Annotated in this window: 16 protein-coding genes; 8 read left to right on the top strand and 8 right to left on the bottom strand. The window is 72.6% G+C overall.

All coding sequences use genetic code 11. The features are described 5' to 3' along the window. Window positions 1-109: 109 nt before the first annotated feature. The gene (gene nadE, locus OHA65_RS03810; RefSeq protein ID WP_327281643.1) at window positions 110-946 is read right to left on the bottom strand and encodes an ammonia-dependent NAD(+) synthetase; all 837 of its coding nucleotides are present in this window, start codon (window positions 944-946) and stop codon (window positions 110-112) included. 286 nt (window positions 947-1,232) lie between these two features. On the opposite strand from nadE, the gene OHA65_RS03805 reads away from it, so the two are divergent. After that, window positions 1,233-1,715: a hypothetical protein gene (locus tag OHA65_RS03805; RefSeq protein ID WP_327281642.1), complete on the top strand. Its 483-nt coding sequence runs from the start codon at window positions 1,233-1,235 to the stop codon at window positions 1,713-1,715. Here OHA65_RS03805 and OHA65_RS03800 read toward each other — a convergent pair. After that, a complete protein-coding gene (locus OHA65_RS03800) occupies window positions 1,712-2,332 on the bottom strand; it encodes a TetR/AcrR family transcriptional regulator (protein WP_327281641.1) in 621 nt (206 codons plus the stop codon). The genes OHA65_RS03805 and OHA65_RS03800 overlap by 4 nt on opposite strands. Window positions 2,333-2,453: 121 nt before the next feature. Between OHA65_RS03800 and OHA65_RS03795 the strand changes: the two genes are divergently transcribed. Both OHA65_RS03795 and OHA65_RS03790 read left to right on the top strand, forming a co-directional pair. Further along, window positions 2,454-4,682 (top strand): MMPL family transporter, encoded by a 2,229-nt coding sequence (locus tag OHA65_RS03795; protein ID WP_405761174.1) that lies wholly within the window; start codon window positions 2,454-2,456, stop codon window positions 4,680-4,682. Next, complete coding sequence (locus tag OHA65_RS03790) at window positions 4,679-5,416, top strand: DUF2993 domain-containing protein (RefSeq protein ID WP_327281639.1); 738 nt, start codon at window positions 4,679-4,681, stop codon at window positions 5,414-5,416. The genes OHA65_RS03795 and OHA65_RS03790 overlap by 4 nt, the downstream gene beginning before the upstream one ends. A 24-nt stretch (window positions 5,417-5,440) precedes the next feature. Here the strand turns inward: OHA65_RS03790 and OHA65_RS03785 are convergent, their stop codons facing one another. Further along, window positions 5,441-6,232 carry an SDR family NAD(P)-dependent oxidoreductase gene (locus OHA65_RS03785; protein ID WP_327281638.1) on the bottom strand — a complete coding sequence of 264 codons (792 nt, stop codon included), beginning with the start codon at window positions 6,230-6,232 and terminating at the stop codon, window positions 5,441-5,443. A 195-nt stretch (window positions 6,233-6,427) separates the two neighbouring features. Here OHA65_RS03785 and OHA65_RS03780 point away from each other — a divergent pair, with 195 nt between their 5' ends. Beyond that, window positions 6,428-7,369 carry an NAD-dependent epimerase/dehydratase family protein gene (locus OHA65_RS03780; RefSeq protein ID WP_327281637.1) on the top strand — a complete coding sequence of 314 codons (942 nt, stop codon included), beginning with the start codon at window positions 6,428-6,430 and terminating at the stop codon, window positions 7,367-7,369. After that, on the top strand, window positions 7,339-10,821 hold the full coding sequence (locus tag OHA65_RS03775; protein WP_405761171.1) for an aminotransferase class I/II-fold pyridoxal phosphate-dependent enzyme: 3,483 nt from the start codon (window positions 7,339-7,341) through the stop codon (window positions 10,819-10,821). Before OHA65_RS03780 ends, OHA65_RS03775 begins: the two co-directional genes overlap by 31 nt. A gap of 11 nt (window positions 10,822-10,832) precedes the next feature. Here the strand turns inward: OHA65_RS03775 and OHA65_RS03770 are convergent, their stop codons facing one another. From OHA65_RS03770 to OHA65_RS03755, 4 genes are all read right to left on the bottom strand, one after another. Then, entirely contained in the window at window positions 10,833-11,420 is a 588-nt protein-coding gene (locus tag OHA65_RS03770) for a toxin (RefSeq protein ID WP_327281636.1), read from the bottom strand. After that, complete coding sequence (locus OHA65_RS03765; protein ID WP_405754488.1) at window positions 11,417-11,893, bottom strand: XRE family transcriptional regulator; 477 nt, start codon at window positions 11,891-11,893, stop codon at window positions 11,417-11,419. The genes OHA65_RS03770 and OHA65_RS03765 overlap by 4 nt, the downstream gene beginning before the upstream one ends. A 214-nt stretch (window positions 11,894-12,107) precedes the next feature. Further along, window positions 12,108-13,259, bottom strand: a complete 1,152-nt coding sequence (locus OHA65_RS03760; protein WP_405754486.1) for an MAB_1171c family putative transporter — start codon at window positions 13,257-13,259, stop codon at window positions 12,108-12,110. After that, complete coding sequence (locus OHA65_RS03755; RefSeq protein ID WP_327281633.1) at window positions 13,256-13,987, bottom strand: WHG domain-containing protein; 732 nt, start codon at window positions 13,985-13,987, stop codon at window positions 13,256-13,258. Before OHA65_RS03755 ends, OHA65_RS03760 begins: the two co-directional genes overlap by 4 nt. A gap of 147 nt (window positions 13,988-14,134) precedes the next feature. Between OHA65_RS03755 and argG the strand changes: the two genes are divergently transcribed. The 3 genes from argG (at window position 14,135) to OHA65_RS03740 (ending at window position 18,652) form a co-directional block, all read left to right on the top strand. Next, window positions 14,135-15,583 (top strand): argininosuccinate synthase, encoded by a 1,449-nt coding sequence (argG, locus tag OHA65_RS03750; protein WP_327281632.1) that lies wholly within the window; start codon window positions 14,135-14,137, stop codon window positions 15,581-15,583. A 178-nt stretch (window positions 15,584-15,761) separates the two neighbouring features. Further along, window positions 15,762-17,408, top strand: a complete 1,647-nt coding sequence (locus OHA65_RS03745) for a protein kinase domain-containing protein (protein ID WP_405761167.1) — start codon at window positions 15,762-15,764, stop codon at window positions 17,406-17,408. A 62-nt stretch (window positions 17,409-17,470) separates the two neighbouring features. Continuing rightward, window positions 17,471-18,652 carry an epoxide hydrolase family protein gene (locus OHA65_RS03740; RefSeq protein ID WP_405761164.1) on the top strand — a complete coding sequence of 394 codons (1,182 nt, stop codon included), beginning with the start codon at window positions 17,471-17,473 and terminating at the stop codon, window positions 18,650-18,652. A 33-nt stretch (window positions 18,653-18,685) separates the two neighbouring features. Here the strand turns inward: OHA65_RS03740 and OHA65_RS03735 are convergent, their stop codons facing one another. Beyond that, complete coding sequence (locus OHA65_RS03735) at window positions 18,686-20,092, bottom strand: M1 family metallopeptidase (RefSeq protein WP_328761535.1); 1,407 nt, start codon at window positions 20,090-20,092, stop codon at window positions 18,686-18,688. Window positions 20,093-20,102 lie beyond the last annotated feature (10 nt).

Genomic DNA, 20,102 nt, shown 5'->3' with positions numbered 1-20,102 from the left:
ACCGCGGCGCAACCGCGTTCCTGGGTCTGGCGGCCTAGCCGCCGGTAGGCGCAGGCGCAGCAGTGCGTGGTGGGGGACGGGGCGGCGCGGGGCGCCGCCCCGGCCGCGATCAGTGGGTCGGGGCGATCGGGAGTTGGCGCTTGTGTTCGGTCAGGCGGTAGCGGCGGACGATCGTGTCGAAGGCGCGCTCGTCGACCGGCTTGCCCTCCAGGAAGTCGTCGATGTCGTCGTACGTGACACCCAGCGCGTCCTCGTCGGCCTTGCCCGGGTCCAGGGTCTCCAGGTCCGCCGTGGGGGTCTTCCAGACCAGCTCGGCGGGGGCGCCCAGGACGTCGGCCAGGGCGCGCACCCGGCGCTTGGTCAGCCCGGTCAGCGGGACCAGGTCGGCCGCGCCGTCGCCGAACTTCGTGAAGAAGCCGGACACCGCCTCCGCCGCGTGGTCGGTACCGACGACCAGGCCGTCGTGGGCGCCGGCCACCGCGTACTGGGCGATCATGCGCTGGCGGGCCTTGATGTTGCCCTGTACGAAGTCCTGGTGGTGGGCGTCCCGGAAGACGGTGCCGCCGGCGAGGGCGGCCTCCAGCGCGGCGTCGCTGGCGGGCTTGACGTCCACCGTCAGCACCCGGTCGGCGTTGATGAAACCGAGCGCGAGCTGGGCGTCCTTCTCGTCGGCCTGGACACCGTACGGCAGCCGCATCGCGTGGAACGTCGCCCCGTGCCCGGCTTCGCGGGCCCGCTCCACGGCGAGCTGGCACAGCCGTCCGGCCGTGGTGGAGTCCACTCCGCCGCTGATCCCGAGCACCAGGGAGCGCAGGCCCGTCGAGGTGAGGGCTTCCGCCAGGAAGGCCACCCGGCGCTCGATCTCCCGGTGTGCGTCGAAGGACTCCGACACCTGGAGTTCCCGGGCGATCTCCTGCTGCAGAACGGTGGACGCCGGCCGGCTCACGGCTGCTCCTCGTGGTCGAAGTGGTTCATGGTCGCTGCCCTGCCGACCCTAGTCGAAGCCCGCGGGCGGCCCGAAAGCGGGCGGCCCGTTCAGTGACGGGCTCCGGCGCCCGCGACCGTCCCCCAGCAGCGCAGGCATCGGCGCCTGCCGACCCCGTCGGGCCGACCGGCCCGGCCGGGTCGACGAAAAAGGGGGCTTCGAGGGGCTTGACGGACGACACCCAAGGTTATGACACTCGAAGTGCAAGTTGTTTGTGGTCCGTATGTCCCGGGGGCAGGAGGCAGTCATGCCGAAGAGCCGAACCCGAATCCGAAACCGGGCGTACGGCCTCGCGGGGATCGTGATGGGCGCGGTCTGGGTCATGGGCTCGGACACCACCGCCTGGGAACACGCCCTGCGCGTCCTCGCCCTCGTCGTGTGCGCCGGAGCGGCGATGGCCCTGCTCCAGCGCCGTCGGGCCCGACTCGGCCGGCCAGCGGACCACCGGCTGCACTCCGGCCTGCTGCTGGGCAAGGTACTGCTGGTCGCCGCGGCCCTGATCGTCGACGGCCTGCTCGGCCTGTGGATCCCCGAGCCGAGCCCGATCACCGCGGCCCTACTGTGCGTGGCCATCGCGGTGGGCGGCCCCGCCCTGCACCGGCGACTCTCGCGCGACGGGAACGACCACCCGCAGCCCCGGCAGCCCGGATCGCGGGACGTCCTGGTGCTGTCCCGGGCCGAAGCCGGCGCCGGCGTCGGAGTCGGCGGGGAGCGAGCGGGTCGGGGCTAGGCCGTGTCCGTGGTGGCCAGCAGGGCGTGCACGGCCGTTTCCATCGTCCGGGTTGCGGCCTCGACGCTCAGGCCGCTGCTGCGCCAGTGGTACCAGGCGCCCCACGTGGTCACGGCGTCCAGCCCGTGGAGCAGTTCGGTCCTGCGCCCGGCGGGCGCCCGGTCGAGCTCCTCGCCGAAGATCTCGACCAGCCGAGCCCGTGCGAAGTCCAGGACTTCCCGCTTGACCTCGCTGATCCGGTCACCGGGCTGCTCCAGGCGCAGCAGGGTCAGCTGGGCCGGTGTGATCCATTCCAGGATCCGTGCGCGTTGCTCCGTGAGCGCCGAGACCCGTGCGGCCCGCGGACCGTCCGTCGGTAGGGGCCTGATCTGCTCGATCAGCTGCTCCAGGCGCCTCGCGATGGCCGTCTCGACCAGCTGGGACATGTCGGCGTAGTGGTGGAAGACCAGTCGGCGGGAAACGCCGGCGCGCTCGGCGACGCGTTCCGCGGGGAAGTGCGATTCCCCCTCGTCGAGCAGGGCCAGTACCGCGTCCGCGATCTTCACGCGGGACTGTCGGCTGCGCTCGGCGCGGCCGTCCGTGAGTCGTTCCTCTGGCTGCTGAGCCGACTGCTGCACGTTGACCCCTCCCGGCCTCGCTCGTCGCCATTGTCGCAAATGGGGGCGCAGTGCCCGCCCCGGTGCTCGCCGCGTCCCACCCGCGTTGAATTAATTGCACTACGAGTGCAATGATGCCCGCATGTTCGTCACCCTGGGGCGCTGGTGCGCCCGTCGACCGAAGCGGGTCGCCGCAGCCTGGCTCCTGTTGCTGGTGAGCCTGGCCGCGGCGGTGGGCGTGCTCGGCAGCGCCACCACCGAATCGGTCTCCATACCCGGCAGCGACAGTCAGGCCGCGCAGGACGCCGCCCGCGTCTTCGCCGACTCCGCGTCGGGCCGCCAGCCCCTCGTCCTGCACACCCCCGCGGACGGCGTGCCGCTCACCTCGGCCCGCGCGCGCGACGCCGTCCAGGAGGCGGCCCGTGCCCTGGCCGGGCGCGACCACGTGGTCGCCGTCACCACCCCGTACGAGCCGGCCGGAGCTGCGGCCCTCGCACCCGACGGACACACCGCCTACCTGTCCGTCGAACTGGACGTGGCGGGCCGGGACATCACCGCGGACATCGCCCACGACCTCGTGGACGCCGCCGAACCGGCCGCAGCAGCCGGGATCGAGGTCACGCCCGGTGGCAACCTCGCCGCCGCGGCCGACAAGAAGTCCACCCGGCGCAGCGAGATCATCGGGCTCGTCGCGGCCTTCGCCGTCCTGTACCTCGGATTCCGCAAGCCGATCGCGGCCGCGGTGCCGCTGGCCGTCGCCGTCGTGGGCGTCGGCATCTCGCTCGCGGTGATCGGCCTGACCGGCCACCTGATGGACATGCCGTCCGCCGGCGCCACCATTGCCGCGATGATCGGGCTCGGTGTGGGCATCGACTACAGCCTCTTCTGTCTCACGCGCTTCCGTGAACTGCTCGCCACCGGGAAGGGGATCGAGGACGCCGCCGCCCTCACGACCGGGGCCTCGGGCAAGGCCGTGGCCTTCGCTGGCGCCGCGGTCATCGCGGCACTCGCCAGTCTGGCCCTCGGCGGCCTGCCCCTGCTCCGGGCACTGGCGCTCGCACCCGGCATAGCCGTCCTGGTCGCCATGGCGGCCACCCTCACCCTGCTGCCTGCGCTGCTCTCCCTGCTGGGACGGCGCCTGGCCCCCGCCCCGGTGGCAGGGGACGCCCTGGTCGCACGGGACACCCCGACCGCCCCGCACGCCGCCGACCTGCCGGAGGCCCCCCGGCTGCCGGCGCGCGGCTGGGCGCGCGTCGCCCGGCACGTCGCCGACCGGCCCTGGCGGTACCTGCTGGCGGGCCTCGCCTTCTTCGTGCTGCCGGCACTCGCCGCGGCGCAGCTGTCCTTCGGCCAGCTCGACGGCGGCGACAAGTCCCCCGGGACGGCCGGCCGTACGGCCTACGACCGCCTCGAAGCCGCATTCGGCCCCGGCGTCAACGGACCGCTCCAGGTCACCGACCGGCTGCCGAAGCCGGCGTCCGGACCCACGGACCCGGCCGTCACGGCCGTCGGCGAAGCACTGAAGGACACCAGCGGGGTCGCCGCGGTCGGACCGGCGCAGCTGAGCCGCGACGGCAGGACCGTTCGCTGGCAGGTCACCCCCACCACTGCGCCCGGCGATCCGGACACCGCCGGCCTGGTCCACCGCCTGCGCGACAGCACCCTCCCGCCCGTCACCCGGAACACCGGCCGGGAAGCCCACGTCGGCGGCGTCCCCGCGACCCAGCTGGACCTCAACGACCGGCTCGCGCAGCGCCTGCCCGCCGTCATCGGGCTCGTCCTCGCCATCGCCGCGCTGCTCCTCCTGCTGGCCTTCCGCTCCCCGCTGGTCGCCGCCAAGGCGGCCGTGCTGAACCTCCTCTCGGTGGCTGCCGCCTACGGTGTGCTCACCGCGCTCTTCCAGTGGGGCTGGGGAGCGGCGCCGCTCGACCTGCCGGGGCCCGTGCCGGTCCCCGGGTACGTACCGCTGCTGATGTTCGCGGTCCTGTTCGGGCTGTCCATGGACTACGAGGTCTTCCTGCTGAGCGCCGTCCGCGAGGCATGGCTGGCGACCGGGGACAACCACGGCTCGGTGATCGCCGGCCTCGGCAGGACCGGGAGGATCATCACCTCGGCCGCGCTGATCATGGTGTGCGTCTTCCTCGCCTACCTCCTGTGGGACGACCCCGTCGTCAAGATGTTCGGGGTCGGCCTCGCCACCGCGGTCGCGCTCGACGCCACCGTCGTCCGCGGGCTCCTCGTCCCCACCACGATGGTCCTGCTCGGCAAGGCCAACTGGTGGATGCCCCGATGGCTCGACCGGCTGCTGCCGCAGATGCACATCGAAGGCGGCGACGAGACACCCGTACCCGAACCCGTGAGGAACGCATGAACCGCACCGCTCCGTCCGAAGCTCCCGCGCGCGCCGCCGGACACGGCACGGCTGCGAGCCGTCCGCGACGAACCCGGCGCTGGGCCCTCGCGGGCGCAAGCGGGCTGCTCGTCGGCCTCGTACTCGCCGACCGCGTCGCCGCCGGCGTCGCCGAGGGCCGCATGGCCGACCGGATCGCCGCACGGCAGAGCGCCCTGGTGGCGGCGCCGAACGTCTCCATCGACGGCTTCCCCTTCCTGTGGCACGCGGCGGCCGGCACCTACCCGCAAGTGGAGGTCGAGGGCCGCGCCGAGACACGGGACGGACTGCCCGTCACCGCCGCCTTCGACCTGCGCGACGTGTCCAAGAAGCCGGGCGGGTACTCGGCGGCCGCGGCGAGGGCCGAGTTCAAGGTCCCGCTCGACGCGCTCGGGGCGAAACGCGGCCCGGACGTCCGGCTGACCGGGCACGACGGGCGGTTGGAGATCACCCGGTCCGTCATGGGGGTACCGCTCGTCGTGACCGCCGCGCTCACGCTCACCGGTGACACCGTCACGCTCGAACCGACCGCGGCCTCCCTGGCGGGCCGTCCCCTCGACCCGGCCAACCCCCGGATCGTGGCCGCGCTCAAGGCGGCGGAACGCAAGATACCGGAGCTGCCACTCGGCCTCTCCCCGTCGGCGATCTCCGTCGACGGAAGCGACGTGACCGTGCACAGCGAGGCGAAGGACCTCGCCCTCCCGGCCCGGACATGACCGGGAGGCGGCCCCGCCACTCGGTCAGCGGCTCTTGCGCTGCGCCTCGACGATGCTGCGCACCGTGCCGTCCACCCCGGCACGGCTCTGCACCCGCTCGGAGAAGGCGGGGAACTGCCCGGCGATCGCGACGAGCGCCTTCAACTCGGCGGGTGCGACGTTGACTTCGCACTGGTTGCGCTCGACGGCCCGGATGACGCCCCGCGCCACCTGCACGGGCGACACCGTCCGTGCGCCGGCGGGGGTCTTCGCGCCGGTCGCGGCGAACATGCCGGCGTCGCGGACGTATCCCGGCTGGATGAGCGACACCCCCACGCCCGTGCCGTGCAGGTCCTGACGGAACGCCAGCGCGAAGCCGCGCAGCCCGAACTTCGTCGCGTTGTACAGGGAGGACGACTTGGTGGCGGCCTTCCCGGAGATCGAGCCGATCAGCGCGATGTGGCCCTGACCCGCATCGACCATCCGGGGGGCGAGCAAGCGTGCCAGCATGATCGGCGCCCGCAGGTTCACGGCGAGGGACCGGTCGATCTGCTCGGGGGTGTAGTCGAGCAGATCGCCGCTCGACGGGAGGGCGGCATTGGCGATGAGGATGTCGGTCCCGGCGCACTCCGCGGCCAGCCGTGCGACATCGGCCGCGTCCGCGAGGTCGGCGAGGACGGCCCGCGCTCCGAGTTCGTCGGCCACGGCCTTCAGGGCGTCCTCGCGACGCCCGGTGACCACCAGTTTCGCGCCCTTCGCGGCGAGCGTGCGGGCCAGCGTGAGGCCGATGCCGCCGGTGACCCCGGTGAGGAGAACGGTTGATCCGGTGATGCGCATCCCAATACCCTCCTGTTGTTCGTTCGAACGAACAGTAGTCAGGGTCTGAGTGTCGTGTCCATGACCAACGCCTAGGTCGGGCGCGGGGCGCGTCCGGTGGGCCCCGTCATGATGCCCTGGCCCCCGGCAGAACCCCGCGGGACCGGTGGGGCCAAAGCCCGTTGGGGAGACGGGTGCTCGCGCTAGTGTTCGCCCGTGAGCCTTCATGTCGTCATGGGATTCGGGCCCGCAGGGGCCGCCACCGCCCGACTTCTGGTCGAGCAGGGCCATTCGGTGCGGGTCGTGACCAGATCGGGCCGCAGCGCGGAGCCCGGTATCGAGCACGTCGCCCTCGACGCGACGGACAGTGGACGCCTGGCCGCGGCCGCACGGGGCGCGGCAGCCATCCACCAGTGCGCCGCCCCGCCCTACCACCACTGGGCGCGTCAATGGCCGCCGCTGATCTCGTCCGTCTGCGCGGCGGCGGAGTCGACCGGGGCCGTCCTGGTCATGCTGGGCAACCTCTACGGCTACGGACCCGTGGACGGCCCCATCACCGAGGCGGGGCCCCTCGCGGCGACCGGCCCCAAGGGGCGGGTCCGCGCCGCCGGCTGGGAGGCGGCGCGCACACTGCACGAGGAGGGCCGCATCAAAGCGGTCGAGGTACGGGCCTGCGACTTCTTCGGGCCAGGTGTGACCGACGGCGGACACTTGGCCGGTCGGGTCATGCCCCCGCTGCTGCGCGGAAAGTCGGTCTCCACCCTCGGGGACCCGGACGCCCCGCACAGCTGGAGCTACCTCCCCGACGTGGCGCGGGCCATGGTCGAAGTCGCGGGCGAGGAACGGGCCTGGGGGCGGGCCTGGCACGTTCCGACGGAACCCGCCCTGTCCGTCCGCGAGATGGTGGGCCTCCTCGCGGCCCGGGCCGGAACTGCGCCGGTGGCGGTGCGCCGGCTGCCGCCCGCAGTGTTCGGCGCAGCCGCGCTCTTCTCGCCGCTGCTCCGGGAACTGAAAGAGATCCGCTACCAGTTCGACCGGCCCTTCATCGTCGATTCGAGTGCCTACGAAGCCGAGTTCACCGTCCGCGCCACCCCCGTCGACGAGCAGGTCAAGGCGACGGTGGACTGGTGGCGCGAACGACTGGCCACACCCCGGTGACGCCCCCGGCCGAGGGCGGCGGCACAGCGGGCCCGGCCGGGGGAGCGCGGCGCGACGACATCGCGATCGTGGGGATGGCCTGCAGGTTCCCGGGGGCGCCGAACGTCAACCGGTACTGGCAGCTCCTCACCGCCCCGCAGCCGCAGTTCTCCACCGTCCCCGACGAGCGGTGGCGCTCCGCCGCCTTCCTCTCCGACGACCTCCGCGACACGTCCTCCGCGTACACCGACACCATGGCCCTGCTGCCGGACGTGGGCCACTTCGACGCGGCGCACTACGGCATCCCACCCCGCCGGGCCAGATCGATGGACCCCCAGCACCGGCTGCTGATCGACCTCGCGCGGGAGGCCATCCAGGACGCGGGGTGGGAGACCGACGGCTTCGACCGCGAGGAGACCTCGGTGATCACGTCGCTCACCGAGAGCGGCTACCGGGAACTCAGCACCATGCAGATACGGATGCGGCAGCTGGCCGGCGGTGAGTTCGGCGCGCGGGCTACCGATCCGCGGTGGGCGCAGACGGTCCGCGCGGTGGACGGGCTGCACGGCACGTCCGTGGCCGGGCTCCTCCTCAACATGGGCCCCAACACGATCAGTTCGGTTTTCGACCTGCACGGCGAGAGCTACGCGCTGGACTCGGCGTGTTCCGGCGGGCTCATGGCCGTGGCCAACGCCGTGTTCGCCCTGCGCGCGGGCCGCAGCCGCATCGCACTGGCCGGCGGCGCCCAAATGATCCTTGCTCCGGACCTGTTGGTGGGGCTGAGCCGGATCGGCGCCCTCTCGCGCAGCGGCCGGTGCCTGCCCTTCGGTGCGCAGGCCGACGGATTCGTCCTGGGGGAGGGCGCAGGAGTCCTCGTGCTACGACCCCTGGCCGACGCGCTGGCAGCGGACGACCGGGTCTACGCGGTGATCCGCGGGGTGGGCACCGCCAACGACGGGACCGTGCAGGGCGGCATGCACCCCGAAGCGGCCGGCCAGCTGCGGGCCCTGCGCCGGGCCTACCGGGACGCGGGACTGGGCCCGGACTCGGTGGGGTACCTGGAGGCACACGGCACCGGGACGAGGGTCGGTGATCCGGTCGAGGTCGCCGTCCTGCGCGAGCTGCGCGGTGACCACGCCGCGCCCGCGTTCCTCGGTGCGGTGAAGGCCGTGGTGGGGCACTCGCTGAACGCCGCGGGGATCGCCGGACTCGTCAAGACCGTTCTGGCCGTGCACCGGGGAGTGATACCGCCGCAGCCGGAGTTAGAGCCGGCCGACCCTACCGGGCTCGAAGCGGCGCGGTTGACCATCCCGACGCAGGCGACCCCGTGGCCGGAGTCCGGGCAGCCCCGCCGGGCAGGGGTGAGCGCCTTCGGATTCGGAGGCACCGGCGTCCATCTGGTGGTGGAGGAGTGCGCCACGGCCCCCGCCCCGCCGGCGCCGGACGGGCGACCGCACCTCCTGGTGCTGAGCGCCCGGGACCGGCCCGGGCTGGCCCGCTACGCCCGGGAACTCGCGCACACCATCGCCGTCGACCGGCCGCCGCTGGCCGAGGTGGCCGCAACCCTGGCCCGCCGGACTCCCCTCGTGCAGCGGCTGGCCCTGGTGGTGCGGGACCCCGGGGACGCCGTAGACCGGCTGACCGCGGCGGCCGAGACCGTGGCGGCGGGCCGCACCGCAGACTCCGGGCCCGGACGGACGCCGGCGCAGGACGACACGGTCACCACCGGCGCGGCGGCGACCGTGCGGACACCACCGTGCACCCTGCCGCCGAGTCCGCTCGCCCCGCGGCACCACTGGGTGGTGGACGGGGCGGCCCGAGAGGCGTCGGACCAGGCACCGGACGAGGCACCGGACGAGGCGCCGGGCCAGGCACGGGACGAGCCGGCGGACCAGGTGTCGGACCAGGTGGCGCAGCCGCCCGACGCGGGGCGCCCGCCCGGGCCCGCGCCCGAGGCGGCGCGGGCCGACGGAGGCGGGTCCGCGGCGTCCGTCGTACTCGAAGCGGTGTCGCGGACGGGTGTCTTCCCCCTCTCCGACCTGAGTACACGGATGACGCTGACGACCGATCTCGGCTTCGACTCCCTGATGCTGCAAGAGCTGGAAGTCGTCATGGGCCAGCGCGTGCCCGGCTTCTCATCCGACGAGTTGTACGCCCCCGGACTGACCATCGAGCGGCTGATCACGCTGGTCGCCCCGCACGCCACCGATCCGCCGCCATCCGGTGGGCCGCCGCCCCCGCGGCCCGACACCGTGGACCCGAACACCGCCACCACGTGCGTCGACGACTTCCCCGAAGTGCGGCAGTTCGAGGAGCGCGTGCGCGCGATCGACGCCAGTGGCGCGGGCTTCCCGTACTTCCGCGTCCACGAGGGCACCATCCGTGACACGACCCTGATCGGCGGCCGGTCGTACCTCTCCTTCGGCAGCTACAACTACCTGGGGCTCTCCGGCCATCCGGTGGTCAGCGAGGCCGCGCACCGGGCGGTGGACCGCTACGGGACCTCGGTCTCCGCGAGTCGGATGCTGTCCGGCGAGCGGGACCTGACCGTACGGCTGGAGCGGGTGCTCGCCGAGTTCCTCGGCGTCGAGGACTGCCTGGCGCTGGTGAGCGGGCACGCCACCAACGTCACCGCGATCGGGCACCTCGTCGGCGCGGGCGACCTCGTCCTCCACGATGCGCTCGCCCACGACAGCATCCTCCAGGGATGCGCGCTGTCCGGGGCGGCCCGGCGTCCGTTCGCCCACAACGACATGGGCCGGCTGGAACACATGTTGAGGGTCAACCGGTCCCGTTTCCGGCGGGTACTGATCGCCGTCGAGGGCGCGTACAGCATGGACGGCGACATGGTCGACCTGCCTGCGGTCGTCGAGCTGAAGAAGCGTTACGGCGCCCTGCTGCTGGTCGATGAGGCGCACAGCATCGGCACCGTGGGCGAACACGGCCGCGGGGTGAGCGAGTTCTACGGCGTCGATCGCTCCGCAGCGGACCTGTGGATGGGCACCCTCTCCAAGGCCTTCGCCAGCTGTGGCGGTTACCTGGGAGGCTCGGCGCGGACGGTGCGGTGGCTGCGGCACACGCTGCCCGGCTTCGTCTACAGCGTCGGCCTGACCCCCGCCAACGCGGCCGCGGCGCTGGCCGCCGCCGAGCTGATCGCCGCAGAACCGCAGCGGGTGCGCACGCTCCAGCGGAACGCGGAGCTGTTCCTCGGCCTGGCCGCCGAGGCCGGTCTGGCGACGGGCTCCAGTGCCCGTACGCCGATCGTGCCGTGCCTGCTGGATGGTTCCGAGCGGACCCTGCGCGTCGCGGACCGGCTGTTCGACCGCGGTGTCATCGCGGACCCGATCTTCCACCCCGCAGTGGAAGAGGGGCTCGCGCGGCTGCGGTTCTTCATCACCAGCGAACACACCGAAGGCGACATCCGCCACGCCGTGGCCGTCCTGGCCGAGGAGGTGGCGGCCACAGGGGAGTGATGGGGGGTGATTCAGAACAGCGTGCGCTCGATGCGGTCGAGCGTGGCCGACTCGCCGGTTGCCTCCCCGTCCGCGGACGCGTCCGCGCCGCCGGTCGCCGGCATCGCGTCGCGTTCCGCGCCGCCGCCCAGCCGCTGGGACAGCAGATAGGCGATGACCTCCGCTTCCTGTTCCTGGACGTCGTCGTAGGTGGCTCGCAGGAGCATGTCGCGTACGAGGTCGGGGTCGAGGTTGGGGAAGAGGATGCGGGAGCTCGCCTCGTCCAGGAGGCCCGCCCCGCGGTGGCAGCAGATGATGTGTCCCAGCTCGTGCAAGATGATGTGCTCCTGATGCGCGCTGGTGGTGTTGGCGTCGTAGAAGATGAGGTCCTCGTCGCGAGCGGCGACCCACATGCCGCACGGCTGTGACGCGGGCATCGGCATGGGCACCAGCGTGATGGGCCGGTCGCGGATCTCGCCGAGGTAGCGGCAGAGCTCGGCGACGTCGGCTCCCTCCGGCAGGTCCAGCGCGGCGAGTCGGCGCGCGCCGTCCTTGCGGAGCTTCTTGAGCCGGCTGCGGCGGTCCTGGTCGGCCGACCGTCCCTTGCCGGGGACCCTCACTCCGGGTCCGAAGGGTCCGCGCGGTGCGAGGGGTCTGCGGGGTCCGCGGGGTCGGTGACGGGGGGAAGGCCCTGCATCTGCCGGTACTGGTCCATGATGGCCGTGATGGCCTGGAGGTTCTCCTTCTTCATGCCGGCCGCGCGCATCGCCACGGAGCGGACGCCCGCCTGCCGCAGGGCTTCGATGGCGGCGACCTCGCCGAGCACCGATTCGGCGACCTTGTCGTCGAAGAAGTAGGCGACCGATACGCCGAAGAACCGGGCGAGGGCGGCCAGTAGCTCCGGTGAGGGGTTGGAGCGCTTGCCCGTCCGCAGCTGGGACAGGTACACCCCGCCCGCCTTGAGGTCGGGGTTGGCCCGTTTCAGCTCCTCGGCCACTTCGGCGTTGGTCCAGTGCTTCCCCTTGGGACGAACCGTCTTGAAGAGGTTGTCCAGACGCACTGCCAGTACGGGCCGGTCGTCAGTCTCGGACACTGCGGATCTCCCTCCCCCCACCTCCTCGGTATTGCTCTCAGCTATTTTCCAGTTTTGCAGATTAGCGGTCAGTTGACAATCTGGCGTGAGTCCGCCACCGTGGGAGCTCGCCGATAGCTGACAGCTAACTTTGCTTACGGGGGTAGCCGAGTGGGGCGTCAGTCGAATCGGCCGGGCCCGGGCCGGCCCTCGGGGGATGGGGGCCGGCCCGGGCTCAACTGATCTTGCGGTAGACGGAAGCGACCTGGGCGAGCCAGGCGACCTCCGCGGTGAAGTTGTCCGGATCGCGGTCGTCGAAGTCGCCGGCGTCCTTGCTGTCGACGGGGACCGTACCGGTGCGCTTGGCGTGCAGGGCCTGCCTGATCTGCGTCGCCTCGGCGAACGCCTGCCGGTACTCGCCGCTTCCCCCTGGATCCGCCGCCCCGGTGCCGGCGGGGGAGGAGCGGTCGATGTACGGGCGCAAGTCCCGCCACCCGTCCCGTATTTCGATGACCCGACGGTGCAGGCGGTAGTTCAGGTCGGAGACCGCGGCCGAGCCCGACGGCTCCAGGACGATGTCCGGGGAGGCCTCGTACAGGTCCCGCCAGAGCGGGTAGAGGGCCCGGTACGAGCGGTATCTGCGCACCCACTCCAGCAGCTTGGCCGCCGACGACTCCCAGGAGGAGATGGTCAGGCTCAGGGAGAGCACGACGATGCCCGCCGCACTGAAGACGGACGCCGCGACCTGCCAGACGCCGATGTCGATCCCCCACGCGGCGGTGAGGATGTTCACCGTCCGGCACAGGCAGTACAGGAAGAGGACCACGGCGGCGACCGAGAGCAGCCGCAGTGCCTGCCGCAGCGAGGCCTTGCCCGTCATCCGGGCGTACGGCCCGCACTGGCGGAAGATGGTCACGCACGGGACCGCCTGGGACACGATGAAGACCAGGAGGTACGTGAGGACCAGCGGCCGGCCGCTGCCCGTGTTGAAGTCCGAGGCGGGGCGGTCCGGACCGTCGGCGATGAAGAAGAGCGCGATCAGGAGCGCACTGAGGGCGACGCCGGTCACCAGCCAGTAGCGCACCCTGCGCACCGCTTCCTCGGTGGCCGTCGCCCAGCGCAGCAGGATGATCTGCGCGCTGACGCAGAAGGCGACCGCCGATACGTGCATCACCAGGATCGCGAGGTTCCCGACGCCCAGGAAGCTCTCGCCCCCCATGGCGACGGCGCCCATCGTGAAGGTGAGGCACTGGAGCAGCAGGGTGACGACCAGGGCGCGGTAGGCGTTGTCCCGCCAGCTGCGCCCCACCTGGCAGAGCCGGTAGGCGAGCGCGGCGTAGGACGACAGTGCCGCGATCGCGAAGCAGAGGGTCCTGGTGGTGTTCACGGCCTGGTGCGGGTCTTCTCGTCCAGCGGAACCGTCAGGCCGATGCCCTCGGCCGCCACGGCGATGGCGAAGTCGAAGTACGCGGACTCGTCCCGGACGCTGTCGTGGGTACGGCTGAAGACCTGGAACACGAGGAGGCCGATCAGGCTGCTCCACAGTGCGATGCCGCGCTCGATCAGGTCCGAGAACGGAGCCTGCGGAGTGCCGCCGAAGAGCGCCACGGCCTCGGGCAGGAGCAGCGGCGGTCCGGGCACCACTCGTCGGGGAGGGGTGAGTTCCCCGTCCGCCAGCGCGGACCGCACGATGCCCGCCAGTACCGCGGGGGTGCGTGCGGCGGCCGGGACGGTGTCCTGCGGGGCGTGGTAACCGGGCACGGGAGAGCCGTAGATCAGCGTGAACTCGGGGGAGTTGGCGAAGGACCAGTCCCGCAGCGCGCGCGTTACGGCGAGGAGCCGCACCCCGGCCGACGCACCGGCGGCGACGGCGCTCTGGTCGGCCCGCTCCATCGCGGCGGCGGAGTCGTCGTAGGCATCGATGACGAGCGCGGTCAACAGGTCGTCGCGGTGCGGGAAGGCGTCCTCCACGTCGGCGACGGCCAGTCCGCTGTCCTTGGCGACGGCCTCCAGGGACAGTCCGGCGGCCCCCAGTTCCACGAGCAGGCGGCGGGCGGTCGCCTTGACGGCCCCGGCTCGCGTGGCGTTCTCATCGGTGGCGCTAGTGGAATCCATGGCCACACCGTACCCATCGGTCACCGGGGCTCCGTGGCCATTCGCCGGAGCACCCCACGAACACGTTGAGATCAGGCCACGGGTCGATCGCCGACGGGCACCCGGCCCGGGTTTGCATAGACATGCGTTTAAGTGCATACTCTTCCCATGTCTAAGGTTCTCACCTCCCTTCCTGCCGGCGAGCGCGTCGGCATCGCCTTCTCGGGCGGCCTCGACACCTCCGTCGCGGTCGCGTGGATGCGCGACAAGGGTGCCGTCCCCTGCACCTACACCGCCGACATCGGCCAGTACGACGAGCCCGACATCGCGTCGGTGCCCGGCCGTGCCAAGGCCTACGGTGCCGAGATCGCGCGCCTGGTCGACTGCCGGGCGGCGCTGGTCGAGGAGGGCCTGGCCGCACTCGCCTGCGGCGCGTTCCACATCCGCTCGGGCGGCCGTGCCTACTTCAACACCACCCCGCTCGGCCGCGCCGTCACCGGCACCCTGCTGGTCCGGGCGATGCTTGAGGACGACGTACAGATCTGGGGCGACGGCTCGACCTTCAAGGGCAACGACATCGAGCGGTTCTACCGCTACGGCCTGCTCGCCAACCCCCACCTGCGCATCTACAAGCCGTGGCTCGACGCCGACTTCGTCACCGAGCTGGGCGGGCGCAAGGAGATGTCGGAGTGGCTGGTGGCCCACGGGCTGCCGTACCGCGACAGCGCCGAGAAGGCGTACTCCACCGACGCCAACATCTGGGGCGCCACCCACGAGGCCAAGACGCTGGAGCACCTCGACACCGGCGTGGAGACGGTGGAGCCGATCATGGGCGTGCGGTTCTGGGACCCGTCCGTCGAGATCGCCACCGAGGACGTCACGATCGGCTTCGACCAGGGCCGCCCCGTGACGATCAACGGGAAGCAGTTCCACTCCGCGGTCGACCTGGTCATGGAGGCGAACGCCATCGGCGGCCGCCACGGCATGGGCATGTCGGACCAGATCGAGAACCGGATCATCGAGGCGAAGAGCCGCGGCATCTACGAGGCGCCCGGCATGGCGCTGCTGCACGCCGCCTACGAGCGCCTGGTCAACGCGATCCACAACGAGGACACCCTCGCGCACTACCACAACGAGGGACGGCGCCTCGGCCGACTGATGTACGAGGGCCGCTGGCTGGACCCGCAGGCCCTCATGGTCCGCGAGTCGCTGCAGCGCTGGGTCGGCTCGGCGGTCACCGGCGAGGTCACCCTGCGGCTGCGGCGCGGCGAGGACTACTCGATCCTCAACACCACCGGCCCGGCCTTCAGCTACCACCCGGACAAGCTGTCGATGGAGCGCACCGAGGACTCCGCGTTCGGCCCGGTCGACCGGATCGGCCAGCTCACCATGCGCAACCTCGACATCGCCGACTCGCGCGCCCGGCTTGAGCAGTACGCGGGCCTCGGCATCGTCGGCACCGCCCACCCCGAGCTGATCGGCGCAGCCCAGGCGGCGGCGACCGGCCTGATCGGCGCGATGCCGGAGGGCGGCGCCGAGGCCATCGCCTCCCGCGGCGAGGTCTCCGGAGACGACGAGCTGCTGGACCGCGCCGCGATGGAGTTCGGCACCGACTGACCGGTGGGCAGCCGCCCGGGGCGGTCCGGCACGCGACGACGTGCGGACCGCCCGGGGGCCGTCCGCCCCGCCCCGCTGCAACTCGCCGTCCCGGACACGCGCTTGCTCGAACGCCCCTGCCATACGCTGGGGGCTTCTCGGTACGCGGGTGGGCGAACGGCTGTGGAAGGAGCGTGTGGTGACGGCGGGGGAGGCGTACGGCGCGGAGCTGGTCGACAGGTTGCTAGGCGGGCGGTACCGGGTGACCGCGATGATCGGACGCGGTGGCATGGGGGTCGTCGCCCGCGCGGTCGATGAACTGCTCGGCCGGGAAGTCGCCGTGAAGGTCATGCGGGCCTACACCGATGCCTCCGCGGCCGAACTGGCAGATCTGCGCACCCGCATGCAGCGCGAAGCGCAGGCCGCCGCCCGCATCCGGCACGCCGGCGTGGTCACCGTGCACGACGTGACCGAGGAAGAGGGCCTGCCGGTCATCGTGATGGAACTCGTCGACGGTCCCTCCCTCGACGACGTACTGGACGAGCGCGGCCCGCTCGGGCCGCGCGAGGCCGCCGCGATCGGCGCCCGGCTGATGGACGCGCTGGACGCCGCACACCGCGCCGGGGTCCTGCACCGCGACGTCAAACCGGCGAACGTGCTGCTGGAGCGGGACGGACGGGTCGTGCTCACCGACTTCGGCATCGCCACCCTGGAGCCCTCGGGTGACGAGGACATGACCAAGCTGACCCGCAGCGGCGACATCATCGGCTCCCTGGACTACCTCCCGCCGGAGCGCGCCCAGGGCAGGGAGCCCGGCCCCGCGTCGGACATCTGGTCGCTCGGCATGACGCTCTACTCCGCGGTGGAGGGCACGTCACCGTTCCGCCGTACGTCCGCCTGGTCCACGCTGTCGGCGATCGTCACCGAGCCGCTGCCGCAGCCCCTCCGGGCCGGCGCACTCACGCCCGTACTGCACGCGCTGATGGCGAAAGAGCCGGGGAGCAGGCCCACCGCCGGCCAGGCGCGCGAGATGCTGCAAGCGGTGGCCGACGGCAGGACCGCGCCCGCGGCCGCCGCGCCGGTACCGCAGTCCGCAGCCACCCCACCGACGACGCCCCCGCCGGCGGGCGGATCGGCCGTGCCCGCGGGTGCCCCGGTACCCGCGCCCGGCTACGGCGCCGCGCCGGTCGCGCACCCGCAGCCTTCCCCGCAGCCGCCCCACCCCGGCCGGCCGGAGACCGCCGCGCAGCCCGGCCCGCGCATCGCGCCCCAGGCCTCCGGCACGGGAAGAGCGGCCCGCGGGCGCATCGTCATCGCGGCGGCGGTCGCCGTCGTACTCGTCGGGGGCGGCGTCACGTACGCCGTCGTGGGCGAGCACGGAGGCAAGGGCGGCGGGCAGGCACAGACCACCCGCAGGCCTTCCCTCCCGCAGGACGCCAAGCCGCCGAAGCCGGGGAAGGACGCCGGCAAGCCCGGCAAGTCGCCCGCAGCCACGCCCAAGCCGGCCCCGAGCGGCAAGAGCGGCGGCCCGGCCCCACAGGCGTCGACATCGCCGACGGCCGAACCCGGTCCCGTCTCGACGAGTTGCACCGGCTGGAACCACGAGGACCGCAACGCCGGAACCTACGGCTTCATGGCGGGCAGCTACCACCTCACGACCGGGCCCTACCAGTCGTGCCCCGCCGTGGCCATGGCCAAGTCCGGTACGAAACTCCAGTACCAGTGCTATGTCGTCAATGCGTACGGCAACAAGTGGACCTACGTCCGCGCCGCCGACGCGGCCGCATCCGGATGGATGTCGAACGACAACCTGACCCGCCAGAGCGGCCCGTTGACCCGCTGCTGAATCCCGGCGACCCGCTGCCGGCACCCGGCCCCGATCGAACCCCACGGCCTAGGATGCGTTCCATGCCGGACGCCCCTCCCCGCCCCGAGCCGTTCACCCCGCAGACCGCCCCCGCGGAGCTACGGGACCTGCGCGCGCGGCTGCGTGCGACGCGGTGGCCGGACACGCCCGAGGACGCCGGCTGGTCGCTCGGGACCGACCTTGACTATCTGCGCGAGCTCGTCGCCTACTGGGCGGACGGCTTCGACTGGCCGGCGCAGGAGACGGCGCTCGCCCGGCTCCCGCACTTCCGGGTGCCGCTCGACGGCGGATCCGGGCTGAGGGTCCACTTCGTGCACGCCCGGGCCGCGACGCCGGCCGGGACCGTCCTGCCGCTGGTCCTCAGCCACGGCTGGCCGGACTCGTTCTGGCGCTACTCCAAGGTGATCCCGCTCCTCACCGACCCCGGTGCGCACGGCGCCGATCCCGCCGACGCGTTCGACGTGGTCGTCCCCGACCTGCCGGGCTACGGATACTCCGACCGCCCCACGGGCCCGCCCCTCGACGCCATCGCCGTCGCCGGGCTGTGGGCCGAGCTCATGGGGGTCCTCGGCTACGAGCGGTTCGGCGCGGCGGGCGGGGACCTCGGCAGCCACGTCAGCCGCTACCTCGGCCTCGACCACGCAGACCGGGTCGTGGCCGTCCACCGCACCGACGCGGGCCTGCCGCTCTACACCGGCGACCCGGCGGACCTCGCACCCGAGGAGCGCACCTGGCTCGCGGAGGCCGCCGCATGGGGTGCGGCCGAGGGCGCGTACGCCGCCGTGCAGCGGACGAAGCCCCAGACGGCCGCCTTCGGCCTCACCGACTCGCCGGCCGGGCTCGCCGCGTGGATCGTCGAGAAGCTCCGGGCGTGGAGCGACTGCGACGGCGACATCGAACGGCGCTTCACGAAGGACGAGATCCTCACGAACGTCACGCTGTACTGGCTCACGCGGACGATCGGCTCGTCGATGCGCATGTACCGGGCGAACGCCGCGATCCCGCCCGCACAACACGCCCGCCGGGTCGAGGTGCCGTCCGGCTTCTCGCTCTTCCACGGCGACGTCGTCCGCCCGCCGCGCGCCTGGCTGGAACGCACGGCGAACGTCGTGCGCGTGACCGAGCCCCCGCGCGGCGGCCACTTCGCACCGTTCGAGGAGCCCGAGCTGTACGCGGAGGAGCTCCGTGCCTTCTTCCGTCCCTACCGGCCGTCCCCGCCGTAAGGGGCCCGTCGTAAGGGGCCCGTCGTCCGGGCCTCAGGCGGAGGACCGGCCCGCCGGCCGGCCGTTCGTCGGCGGGTACCCGGGCTTCGCCGGCGCCGACGGTCGTACGGCCGGCGGCGGTGAGGGCAGCGGCGGCAGGGACGCCCCGTACAGCCAGGCCGAGAACAGGTCGTCGACCGGATCGGCCGCGTACCGGGCCACATGGGTGGTGAAGCCGGCGGTGCTCACCACGCCGTGGCGGTGCACGGTGGCCCAGTCGCGCAGCATGCGGAAGAACGCCTCCTCGCCCAGGGCGCAGCGGACCGCGTGCACCGCGAGCCCGCCGCGCTGGTACAGGCGGTCGTCGAACATCAGTTTGCGGCCCGGGTCGACCAGTCGCAGATCCTGTGGCTGCGAGGTCAGCAACCGGTGTGCGGCCGCCGCCTGCGCGTGCGCCGTACGGCCGCCGGAGCGCTCCGACCACAGCCATTCGGCGTACTTCGCGAAGCCCTCGTTCAGCCAGATGTGCCGCCAGTCGGCGATGGTCACGCTGTTGCCGAACCACTGGTGGGCGAGCTCGTGCGCGACGAGGCGTTCCGAGCCCCGTGCGCCGTCGACGTGGTTGGCGCCGAACAGGGACAGGCCCTGGGCCTCCACCGGGACGTCGAGTTCCTCTTCGGTGACGACCACCGCGTACTCGGCGAAGGGGTAGGGCCCGAACAGCTCTTCGAAGAGCTGCATCATGGCGGGCTGCCGGGCGAAGTCGCGGGAGAACCGCGGCAGCAGGTGCGCCGGTACGTAGGCGCTCTGCGGAACGCCGCCGAGCCCGGGGTCGCCGAGCAGCACCGTCTGGTACACGCCGATGGACAGGCCGACCAGGTAGCTGGAGGTCGGTGCGGGCTGCTCGTACACCCAGGTGGTCGTGCTGGCCTTGGTCGTCCGCGTGAGGAGCCGGCCGCCGGCCACCACGGTGTAGGCGGACGGGGTGTTGACCGAGATCTGGTACGAGGCCTTGTCGGCGGGCCGGTCGTTGCAGGGGTACCAGGAGGGTGCGCCGACCGGCTGGCTGGCCACCAGTGCGCCGTCGGCCAGTTCCTCCCAGCCGAGGCCGCCCCAGGGGCTGCGGACCGGCTTGGGGTTGCCCGCCCAGTGCACCTCCACGGTGAAGGCGGCGCCGGCGGGCAGCGGCTTGGCCGGCCGGATCCGGAGCCTGCCGCCCCGGTGGGTGTACTGCGGGGCCCGGCCGTTCACCATGACCCGACCTATCCGGAACTCGGCCAGGTTCAGCTGGAACTCGGTGAGCGGCGCCCGCCCGGCGATCGCACTCAGTCGGGCGGTGCCGGCCAGCCGGTTGGGGCCGGGCCGGTACTCCAGAGCGAGTTCGTACCGGTGCACGCGGTAACGGGAGTCGCCGTTGGCCGGAAAGTACGGGTCCGATACCGCTGTCTTCTGGCCGTTCATTTTGCCGCTT

It is taken from the genome of Streptomyces sp. NBC_00045, assembly GCF_045041095.1.
In the GTDB taxonomy this organism is placed as follows: domain Bacteria; phylum Actinomycetota; class Actinomycetes; order Streptomycetales; family Streptomycetaceae; genus Streptomyces.
The sequence above is the reverse complement of the archived record's forward strand: the minus strand, read 5'-3'. Positions and strand labels throughout refer to the sequence as shown.

Excerpts from the sequence above, each read along its gene's own strand:
- OHA65_RS03805 (WP_327281642.1), top strand. The coding sequence starts at position 1,233 with ATGCCGAAGAGCCGAACCCGAATCCGAAACCGGGCGTACGGCCTCGCG.
- OHA65_RS03795 (WP_405761174.1), top strand. The coding sequence starts at position 2,454 with ATGTTCGTCACCCTGGGGCGCTGGTGCGCCCGTCGACCGAAGCGGGTC.
- OHA65_RS03790 (WP_327281639.1), top strand. The coding sequence starts at position 4,679 with ATGAACCGCACCGCTCCGTCCGAAGCTCCCGCGCGCGCCGCCGGACAC.
- OHA65_RS03785 (WP_327281638.1), bottom strand. The coding sequence starts at position 6,232 with ATGCGCATCACCGGATCAACCGTTCTCCTCACCGGGGTCACCGGCGGC.
- OHA65_RS03755 (WP_327281633.1), bottom strand. The coding sequence starts at position 13,987 with ATGGATTCCACTAGCGCCACCGATGAGAACGCCACGCGAGCCGGGGCC.
- argG (WP_327281632.1), top strand. The coding sequence starts at position 14,135 with ATGTCTAAGGTTCTCACCTCCCTTCCTGCCGGCGAGCGCGTCGGCATC.
- OHA65_RS03740 (WP_405761164.1), top strand. The coding sequence starts at position 17,471 with ATGCCGGACGCCCCTCCCCGCCCCGAGCCGTTCACCCCGCAGACCGCC.
- OHA65_RS03735 (WP_328761535.1), bottom strand. The coding sequence starts at position 20,092 with ATGAACGGCCAGAAGACAGCGGTATCGGACCCGTACTTTCCGGCCAAC.